This window comes from Phenylobacterium sp. (genome assembly GCF_030693805.1).
In the GTDB taxonomy this organism is placed as follows: domain Bacteria; phylum Pseudomonadota; class Alphaproteobacteria; order Caulobacterales; family Caulobacteraceae; genus Phenylobacterium.
In genome coordinates this window covers 1-8,864 of record NZ_JAUXZW010000229.1, presented here as the reverse complement: position 1 = coordinate 8,864, position 8,864 = coordinate 1, and the positions used below count along the sequence as shown (strand labels likewise).

Here is an 8,864-nt window from a genome sequence, read left to right as displayed (position 1 = left end):
AAGCCGTTCTGGCCGGCGCCCTCGGCGGACTGAGCGCACGAACCGTCACAATCGATCCGTATGCTGTGGGTTCCTGTTTGCACGGACACGGCGATGGACGAAGGCAGATCCTGTGGCGACTGCAGCCTGTGCTGCAAGTTGCTGGGCGTCGAGGCGATCGACAAACCGGCCGGTTCGTGGTGCGGGCATTTTCATCGCGGACGGGGTTGCAGCGTCTATGAAACCCGGCCCGCGGCCTGCGCGACGTTCAACTGCCTGTGGCTGAGTTCGCCGGGGCTGGACGAGCGATGGCTTCCGGACCGCTCGCATCTGGTGCTGTTCACGGAGCAGGATGGGCGCAGGCTGACGGTCGTCGTCGACCCCTCAGATCCGCTGGCCTGGCGGCGTGAGCCGTTCTATTCGCGGATCAAGGCGATGTCGCAACGCGCGGCGGACGGCTACGAACTGCTGATCAGCACCGGCGATCGCCGCGCCGTCGTATTCCCCGACCAGGACATCGACCTCGGCCTCGTCGACCCCTCGCACAAGATCATCAGCGGCTATGCGGACCGTGACGGCGCGCGCGTCCCGTTCGCCATGGTGTTGAGCGACGTCGCTGACGCGACTGTGATTCCCGGGCCCTAGTTTCACCACCCGCGAACGAACACATGTCGTGAAACTTGCGTACCTCACCCGGCGCGCAATCCATGATCTGTCGGGCGCAGGAGTAGAGTTATGAAACTGATCACGGTCACCGCCACCCAGGGCGGTTGGGTGGTGGACCAGGATCCCGGCTTCAATCCGCTGATGTTCCTGGCCGGCGGCAAGGCCGAGAAGAAGGCCCGCGAACTGGCGGAACAGGCCGCAAGCGTCGGCGAGCCAGCCGAGGTCCGCATCCACGATCTCGAAGGCGAGCTTATTGGCAAGATCCGCTACGAGGCGGACGCTTAGGCTCGCGAGTTGCGCGCTGACAGGCCGCTGGTGTCCCGACTGGCGTCGGAGAGCGGTCAGTCCAGGATCACGTGGGGCAGGAAGCGGGAGAGATTCTTGGTCACGCGGCTGCGGTCTTCGCGCACGCCCAGGCCCGCTGTCTCGTCGCCGACCATCCACACGCCCATCACCGGATAGCCGGTCCCGAAGCGGGGCAGGGGATGCAGCGCCTGGCGGATGTGGCCCTCGGCCCCGTAGCCCTGATCAAGGACGGGCGCGCGGCGGCCGTTGTCCACGAGTTCGATGTTCGCGCCTTCACGGGAGAACAGCGGCTTGCGCACATAGGAGCGGCCGAGCTCGGCGATTTTCGGGTCGTCCTCGAAATAGGCGGCCAGCAGGTTTGGATGGCCGGCGTGACGTTCCCAAAGCAGGGGCAGCAGGCCCTTATTGGACAGGATGGCCTTCCAGGCCGGCTCTAGGAACAGGGTCTTTGACGCCGCCAGCCTTTCGGCGAACGGCTCGCGCAGCATCTCTTCCCAGGGGTAGAGCTTGAAGATCGCGCCGATGATGTAGTTGTCGGCGTCGACAAAGCGACCGTCGGCGTCGACGCCGATCGACTGCATGGCGGTGAACTTCGGCTCGACGCCGGCCTGGGCGGCGATGTCCTCGAGGAAACGCACGGTCTGGCGATCCTCGACCACGTCGGCGTCGCTGGCGAAGTGGACGAATCCGCCGGCCGGGAAAATGGCGGCGAAGCGGTCCTTCAGCTTCTCGTAGAGGCTGTTGAACTGGTCGGCGCCTGCCGGGAACCGGCCCTCGGCGATCAGATCCTCCAGCCACATCCACTGGAACGAGGCGGTCTCATAGACGCTGGTCGGCGTGTCGGCGTTGTACTCGAACAGCTTGGCGGGACCCTTGCCGTCATAGGCGAAGTCGAAGCGGCCGTAGAGCGAAGGCGCGCGCGCGGCCCAGCTGTCGGCGACATAGTCGCGGGCGGCCTCAGGGATGGCGAGGCGTTCCATCAGTCGCTCGCTCTTCACCACCTCGGCCACCACCTCCAGGCACATGGCGTGCAGTTCGGCGGCGGGCGTCTCCAGCCCATCTTCGATCTCGGCGAGCGTGAAGGCGTAGGCCGCACGCTCGTCCCAGTAACGGCGTCCGTCCATGTGGTGGAAGGTGAAGCCCAGGCTGTCGGCCTTGCCCCGCCAGCCCGCGCGTTCGGCCAGCTCCAAGCGGCGCAAGGGGTCCTAGTCCTCCTGCGCCTTGCGCTCGACCGGAGCCTCGATGCGCAGGGCGGGGGCTTCGATCTGCAGCGGCGGCGTCGAGGGGGCGGAGAGGCGGGCCAGCACGTCGTCGGCCGAGGACTGGCCGGGCAGGATGCCGGAGGCGCGCAGCTTGGCGTCGAGGTCAGCGCCGGTGCGGCGGTCCTCGATCTCGGCGGCGGCCTTGAACTGCTCGTCGCGGATCGCCTGACGCTCCTTGATGCGCTTCAGGCTGTCGGCCGCGGAACCGAGGGACGCTGTGGCGCCCGCGCCCTGCGAGGCGACGGAGGCCTGGGCGCGCTGGACGGACTCGTTGACCTTCACCACGTCGATCTCGCGGCGCAGGGATTCGACGCGCTGCTGCGTGGCGGCGATGATCTGGTGCAGGCGTTCCTCGGCGCTGCGCATCTCGCCGACCTGCGGCTCCTTCAGGGTGGTTTCCTGCTCGAGTTCAGCGATGCGCTGGGCGACTTCGCGGGCCAGGGCCTCGTCGCCCTTGGCTAGCGCGGCGCGGGCGCTGCCTTCGTAGCGCTGGGCCTGATCGCGGAAGCTCTGCAGCTCCTTCTCCAGGATCCGACGGCGCGCGACCAGCGCGGCCAAGTCGTCGCGAGCCTTGCCGAGCGCGGTGTCGGCGTCGCGGATCTCCTGGTCCAGGATGCGCAGCGCGTTGGCGTCGACCACCGAGGCTCCGGCCTCGTGCGCCGCGCCCCGGAACAGGGTGAACATCTTGCTCCACATCGACATGGGGCGGGTCCTCTCGCTTAGGCGGCGGCGGTGAAGGTGTCGCGCAGGTCGGAGGCGGCCTCGATGGCGTTCTCGGCCAGCATGCGCAGTTCGATCAGCACGGTCTGAAGGGTGGTCTTGCACGCCAGTTCGCCGAACAGCTCATAGTAGTCGCGACCGCCCACCGTGGTGATGCCGAAGTTCGACAGGGGCACGAGCTTCTGAGCTTTCAGCAGGAACTCGTTGAATGCGTTGCGGTCGGGTTGCTCGTCCGTCGGCCACAGCAGGGCCGAGACGACGATCTGCTCGGCGCCGACGCTGACATAGATCGGCAGGTCGCCGTGCTCATGCATGGTCACCTGCATGACGGGTTCGGCGCCTTCCATCAGCCGCACGGTCATTTCACCGGGGCGCGCCAGGACCGAGGTCTGCAGGGCGTCGGTCAGCGTCTTCACGGTCCAATCCGTGTCGATCACCTGGTCCATGGGAGAGGTTCCTTGGTGGGGAGAAGGGTTGGCGATCAGCGCGGGGCCGCGGCTGGATGTGGTGACGATCGCGCGGACGGCGGCATGGATGTCGGCCTTGGCCGCTTCCGGCGCCCAGATTTCCAGCTTTACCAGGCCCAGCCGTTTTCGCTCCGCTCTCCAGGCGCGGGTTCGCTGGGCGGCGCTGATGGCGTAGGATGTGGCTGAGTGGCTGGGCATTGTTCATGGTATGCATACATGTATGATTGCAGCCGTGCAATCACCAGCCGATATCCTGCCCATGAGACCCGTTCGCCACCCTCAGGAGCGCGATTGATGTTCGATCGCCTGTTCGGACGCCGGCGCGGCGTCGAAAGCGGCGGATCCGCTCTGCCGGTGGTGCGCAACATCACCATCGGCCGCAGCTTGCGGCTCGATCCGCTGGCCTGGCGCAGGCTGGGCGCAGACGCGCACTTCCGTCTGGACAGCGACACCCTGCACATTACCGCGCAGGGTCTGATCGACATGGGGACGGATGGCTTCGTGCATCGCTTCTACACCGATGATCATGTGATGTTTCAGGTGGTCAGCGCCGATCGTGAAGGCCAGATGAGCGAGGACCACACGGTGTTCATTCCCTGGTCCAGCGTCTATCCGGCGACGCCTGCGGCGCAGCGCATCTGGCTGGATCGGCTGAAAGGGCGCACCTTCACCGACGAGGGGTTGCCGAACTATCAGCGCTTCTGGTTCGGCGACGCCGACGAGACCCAGGATCCGGTAAGCTTCTGGGAGACGATCCACGACGACCGCGCAGCCAGCGAAGGCCGGCGCATCTACCAGACCTGCATGCTGTTCGCGCGCGCCCTGCCGGGGGATGCTCGCGAGCTGCTGCTGGCCATCGAGCAGGAGCCGGAGGGCGGCGACCTGACACACGAGGTGATGATCGGCGTGCCGCTGGATCTCGCCGAATTCAGCGCCTGAGCCGAAGGAACCAAGCATGGCGATCGATGTGTTCGAGTTCAGCTCCGGGGCGCTGGCCTTCGTGCTGGCGTTTGTGACCGCGGGGCTGTTCACGCTCGCCTTCAAGGGAATCTACCAGCTCATCACGCCCTACAAGGAGGGCCAGCTATTGCGCGAGGGCAATGTGGCGGCGGCCATCGCCCTGGGCGGTGCGATCTTGGGCTATGTGATCCCCTTGGCTTCGGCATTGTCGCAGACCCACTCGCTGATCGAGTTCGCGGTGTGGGCGTTGCTGGCCGGCGTGATCCAGATCCTGGCCTTCTGGGGCGTACGCCGCATCGCCCTGCCGGACGTTTCCGAGCGGATCGTCCGTGGCGAGGTGGCGTCGGGCGTCTATCTGCTGTCGATCTCGGTGGCGGTCGGCATTCTCAACGCCGCCTGCATGACGTCGTGAGGGAGGCCCGAAGCGCATGACCCGTGACGAAGAACTTCAAGCTGTCCAACCACGTCGGATGAAACGTTCTCGCAAGCTGGTGATCACCAGCCTGATGGCCGGAGCCGGAGTGTCGCTGACGGCCTGCGGACCGGACGCCGGCAACACCTGGACCGCGCCGTCGGCCCAGGTGCAGCAGGCCGAACAGGGCGAGATGGTCAACGCCTACACCTACGCCACGCTGCAGGCCTGCAAGGACGCCAACGAGATCCCCGACACCGCCTGCGACGACGGCGCGCGCGTCGCCATCCAGGACCAGGAGAAGGCGGCGCCGCGTTACGCCGAACAGGCGACCTGCGAGGAGGTCTATGGCGCCGGCCAGTGCGTGCCGAGAAATGGCCAGGGGGGCAGCTTCTTCACGCCGCTGCTGACCGGGTTCGTCATTGGCCAGATGATGAATGGCGGCTTCCGCGGCTCGGCGCTCTATCGCGACCAGCGCGACGGCGGCTACTACACGCCCTACGGCGGGCGGGTGCAAACGGACTACGCCACCGGGCGCACACAGGTGGGGGCGCGCGGCATCGATCCCCCGGACGCGATCCGCCAGGCGCCGCCCAAGGTGCAGACCCGCACCTCGGTGCTGTCGCGCGGCGGTTTCGGCGGGCGGATGAGCGCCAACAGCTACAGCGGGCGCAGCTACGGAGCCTAGGCCTACTTCTTTTTCTCGAGGAGCAGCTGGCCTTCCTTCTTGAGGCGGCCCTTCAGCTTGTCGGCGATCATCGCCAGGAAGGCCGGAACGTCGACCTCCAGGCGCACCAGCGCGTCCTCGACGTCCATGCGGCCGCTGATCGCCTGACCAAGCGCGCGCAGGGAGAAACTCAGCCGGTCGGCCTCCCACACCTTTTCGACGTTCGAGGCGGCGCCGCCGAACTGGCTGGTCAGCCGGCTGAAGCCGTCGTCGATCCGCCGCCGCGCCTCGGCCTTGCCGAGTTCGTGGGGGATGGAGATCGTAATGCTCTTGGTCATCGCGAAGCCTCGTCTACGGATCAACGACTCTGCGGTCGCTCAGGTCCATATGGAGACGCGACGGCGGTTCGGCGAGACCTCTACAGACTTTGCGCGGCGCTCATCAGGGCCGCCTTGGCCAGCGTGCGGGCGCGAGCCTCTATCTCATGTTCGGGCATGTCGTGCAGGCCCTTGGGCCTGGGCAGGTCGACCTGGACGGTGGCCCCGTCCGGGGTCAGCACCGAGACCCCGACGATGGTCGGACCGAGTGTCACCGACGGCGGTAAAGAGAGAATCTGCATGAGGCGTTTCCTTGTTCCCGCTCAATCCTAGCGAGCAGTCGCGTAACGCCGTCCAACGAAGTTTTTATGATGTGAGCCCAGGGCGTCTCCAGCGCCTATTGCTTAGGCGCCGAAGATCCACCCAGATCCCAGCGAACTCAGCGTGACGCCGACCAGCAGCACGTGATCGCCTTGGCCGAGATCGATGTCCACGTCCGCGCCCTGTTGGCTAAGCGTGTAGGCCGTCCCGGGATCGAGCTGCACGCGGTCGCCCTCTGCGCGGCTGAAGTCGAGGATGCGATCCAGTCCGGTTCCAGGGCCGGCGTGGAAGACGTCAGCGCCTGCGCCGCCGCTCAGGGTGTCGGCGCCGCGGTCGCCGGACAGCCAGTCGTCGCCTGCGCCGCCCGACAGGGTGTCGTCGTCCTGGCCGCCGCGCATGATGTCGTCGCCCGCGCCGCCGTTCAGCGTGTCATTGCCCATGTTGCCGTAGACGATGTCGTCACCATCGTCGCCGAACAGCAGGTCGCGGTCCTTGCCGCCGACCACCCAGTCGGAGCCCAGGCCGCCATTGGCGGTGTCGTCGCCCATGTTGCCGTTGATGTCGTCGAAGCCGGAACCGCCGACGATGCGGTCGTTCCCGTCGGCGCCGCGCAGGTAGTCGTCGCCGTCTGCGCCCTCGAGGCTGTCGTCGCCCGCGCCGCCGTTCAGATTGTTGGCCGCGGCGTTGCCGGTGACGGTGTCGGCGCCGGAGCCCGCCTGGACGTTCTCGATCACCGTGCTGAAGGCGATGCCCAGGTTGTTCGACCAGGTGTAGGTCGAGGCCTGCTCGAACTGCTGCGACATGAAGCTGGCCGCCCAGGGATAGAGGCTCGTCCAGTAGGCGGCCTGGGCCTGGGCCGAGAAGTAGTCGATCGACGAATAGGCCCCCGGCGTCAGGTCGATGATCGACGAACGGGTGTGGGTCGACAGGTCGATCAGGTCCACGCCGCCGGCGTCGTACACCGTCTGCATCATCGGCTGGGACTGCGACCAGGTGTAGGTGGTGTCGCCGGCCGCGGTGGCGGTGTCGGCGCCATAGCGGGCCTGGATGGCGGCCACATCATAGACCATAGGCGTGGTCGCGTAGATCGCCTTGACGACGGTGCGCACGCCGGTCGCGGTGGCTTCGGCCGTGCGGTACACGTCGTCGGTGTAGTTGGTGTAGCTCATCACCGTGTAACGGCGGGTGTCGTAGTCGCCGGGCAGCGTCGCGCCGTCCTCGAACGGATGCTTCAGCCCCAACGCGTGGCCAAACTCGTGGATCAGCGCGGTGTAGTCGTAGCTGCCGTCGGTGAAGGCGGTCGCTGATTTGGCCGCGTCGATCCAGATGTCGCCGGCCCGCGACGACCCCGTGCCGCCGGAGCCCGGCGGCATCATCGCGTAGCCCCAGATATCTTCGTCCGAATTGTCGTCGACGTTGCTGAAGCCGACGCGGATCTGGCCGGGCTGGATCAGGTCGTTGGTCTGGTTGAGGTTCAGGCGGATCAGCGCATCCCACGCCTCGGCGGCGACGCCGACCCGCGCCGACTGCAGCGTGTTCAGCACCTGGTAGCCGGAGCTGAACGGCTCGCCGCTGGAGCTATAGCCGGTCCAGACGCTTCCGAGCGTCGCCGTGCTGTAGGTGACCGTCGAGCCTCCCCACCAGTCAGTGGGATCGAGCAGGGCGGCGACGACGACGGTGGGAGAGGGGGCGGCCATGGGGCTCCTTGCGTTCGCCCGGGCCCCCTGAAGGGCCGGCACGCCGCAAATTGCCCGCAACTGGTGAAGGAGGCTTAAACGCGTGCGCGCTCAAGTCACTGACTTCATGAAGTTTTAACGCTGTTTCGCCGGCCTCGGGAGGATTAGGGGCGGGCGGCTTCCAAGAAGCGCAGCACCGAAAGTTCGAAGGCGCGAGGCGATCCGCTAGCTTTCAGCGGCAGCGCGCCGCGTTCATAGGCGTCGATCACCAGCGGGTGGATGTAGGCGCTGCGGCACACCGCCGCGGTGTTGCCCAGCAGGCCGGCGACGGCCTTCACGCAGACGTTCACGTGGCGCTTGGCCTCGCTCGCGCTGGCGCATTCTGGACAGCTCAACAGGGCCTGGGCCGCCGCCAGGGTGCCGGCCCAGGTGCGGAAGTCCTTCGCGGAGAAGTCTTCGCCCATCGCCTCGCGGAGGTAGGCGTTGACGTCGGCGGACTCCACCGCCCGGCGCTGGCCGTCGGCGTCGATGTACTGAAACAGCCGCTGGCCGGGGATGTCCTGGCAGGCCTTGACGATGCGGGCGAGGCGACGGTCGCGAAAGCCGGTGCGATGCACCTTGCCGCTCTTGCCGCGGAACTCGAACACCGCGCCGGTGGCGCTGACGCTGGCGTGGCGATCGCGTAGCGTTGTCAGCCCGAAGCTCTTGTTCGCACGCGCATATTCATCGTTGCCGACGCGGATCAGGGTCAACTCCAGCAGCCGCACGACGGCGGCCAACACCTTCTCACGCGGCAGGCCGCGCTTGGCCAGGTCGGCCTCGACGCGAGCGCGAAGACGGGGAAGCCCGCGACCGAAGGCGATCACGCGGTCGTACTTGGCCCCGTCGCGGCCGGCCTTCCAGTCTGCGTGATATCGGTACTGCTTGCGCCCGCGCTGGTCGCGGCCGGTGGCCTGGATGTGCCCGTGCGCGCTGGGGCAGATCCACACATCGGTCCAGGCGGGCGGGATGGCCAGCTTGCGAATGCGTTCCAGGGTCGCCTCATCGCGCACCGGCTTTCCATCGGCGTCGCGGTAGCCGACGTTATGTCCCGACCCCACGCGCGTCAGGC

General features: G+C 67.1%; 12 protein-coding genes. 5 read left to right on the top strand and 7 right to left on the bottom strand.

What is annotated here, in order from left to right; genetic code table 11:
* The first annotated feature begins 93 nt into the window (after positions 1-93).
* Positions 94-624: a YkgJ family cysteine cluster protein gene (locus Q8M88_RS08885; protein ID WP_305596491.1), complete on the top strand. Its 531-nt coding sequence runs from the start codon at positions 94-96 to the stop codon at positions 622-624.
* A gap of 90 nt (positions 625-714) precedes the next feature.
* The gene (locus Q8M88_RS08880; RefSeq protein ID WP_305596489.1) at positions 715-930 is read left to right on the top strand and encodes a hypothetical protein; all 216 of its coding nucleotides are present in this window, start codon (positions 715-717) and stop codon (positions 928-930) included.
* Between the two features lie 56 nt (positions 931-986).
* On the opposite strand, the gene Q8M88_RS08875 is transcribed toward Q8M88_RS08880, so the two are convergent.
* The 3 genes from Q8M88_RS08875 to Q8M88_RS08865 are packed head-to-tail and all read right to left on the bottom strand — an operon-like array spanning position 987 to position 3,598.
* A complete protein-coding gene (locus Q8M88_RS08875; protein WP_305596487.1) occupies positions 987-2,150 on the bottom strand; it encodes a glutathionylspermidine synthase family protein in 1,164 nt (387 codons plus the stop codon).
* 6 nt (positions 2,151-2,156) lie between these two features.
* Positions 2,157-2,915, bottom strand: coding sequence for a PspA/IM30 family protein (locus Q8M88_RS08870; RefSeq protein WP_305596486.1), 759 nt, complete (start codon positions 2,913-2,915; stop codon positions 2,157-2,159).
* A 17-nt stretch (positions 2,916-2,932) separates the two neighbouring features.
* The gene (locus tag Q8M88_RS08865) at positions 2,933-3,598 is read right to left on the bottom strand and encodes a YjfI family protein (RefSeq protein WP_305596484.1); all 666 of its coding nucleotides are present in this window, start codon (positions 3,596-3,598) and stop codon (positions 2,933-2,935) included.
* Between the two features lie 96 nt (positions 3,599-3,694).
* On the opposite strand from Q8M88_RS08865, the gene Q8M88_RS08860 reads away from it, so the two are divergent.
* Genes Q8M88_RS08860 through Q8M88_RS08850 form a run of 3 tightly spaced genes read left to right on the top strand, consistent with a single transcriptional unit; the run spans position 3,695 to position 5,460 of the window.
* The gene (locus Q8M88_RS08860; RefSeq protein WP_305596482.1) at positions 3,695-4,339 is read left to right on the top strand and encodes a DUF2491 family protein; all 645 of its coding nucleotides are present in this window, start codon (positions 3,695-3,697) and stop codon (positions 4,337-4,339) included.
* Positions 4,340-4,355: 16 nt separating this feature from the next.
* Positions 4,356-4,772: a DUF350 domain-containing protein gene (locus Q8M88_RS08855; protein WP_305596480.1), complete on the top strand. Its 417-nt coding sequence runs from the start codon at positions 4,356-4,358 to the stop codon at positions 4,770-4,772.
* 58 nt (positions 4,773-4,830) lie between these two features.
* On the top strand, positions 4,831-5,460 hold the full coding sequence (locus Q8M88_RS08850; protein WP_305596478.1) for a DUF1190 domain-containing protein: 630 nt from the start codon (positions 4,831-4,833) through the stop codon (positions 5,458-5,460).
* Positions 5,461-5,462: 2 nt separating this feature from the next.
* Here Q8M88_RS08850 and Q8M88_RS08845 read toward each other — a convergent pair whose 3' ends face one another.
* From Q8M88_RS08845 to Q8M88_RS08830, 4 genes are all read right to left on the bottom strand, one after another.
* Positions 5,463-5,777 carry a polyhydroxyalkanoic acid system family protein gene (locus tag Q8M88_RS08845; protein WP_305596476.1) on the bottom strand — a complete coding sequence of 105 codons (315 nt, stop codon included), beginning with the start codon at positions 5,775-5,777 and terminating at the stop codon, positions 5,463-5,465.
* An 80-nt stretch (positions 5,778-5,857) separates the two neighbouring features.
* Positions 5,858-6,058: a hypothetical protein gene (locus Q8M88_RS08840; RefSeq protein WP_305596474.1), complete on the bottom strand. Its 201-nt coding sequence runs from the start codon at positions 6,056-6,058 to the stop codon at positions 5,858-5,860.
* Positions 6,059-6,160: 102 nt separating this feature from the next.
* Positions 6,161-7,774, bottom strand: coding sequence for a M10 family metallopeptidase (locus Q8M88_RS08835; RefSeq protein ID WP_305596472.1), 1,614 nt, complete (start codon positions 7,772-7,774; stop codon positions 6,161-6,163).
* Positions 7,775-7,917: 143 nt separating this feature from the next.
* Positions 7,918-8,862, bottom strand: coding sequence for a DNA topoisomerase IB (locus tag Q8M88_RS08830; RefSeq protein WP_305596470.1), 945 nt, complete (start codon positions 8,860-8,862; stop codon positions 7,918-7,920).
* Positions 8,863-8,864: the final 2 nt, after the last annotated feature.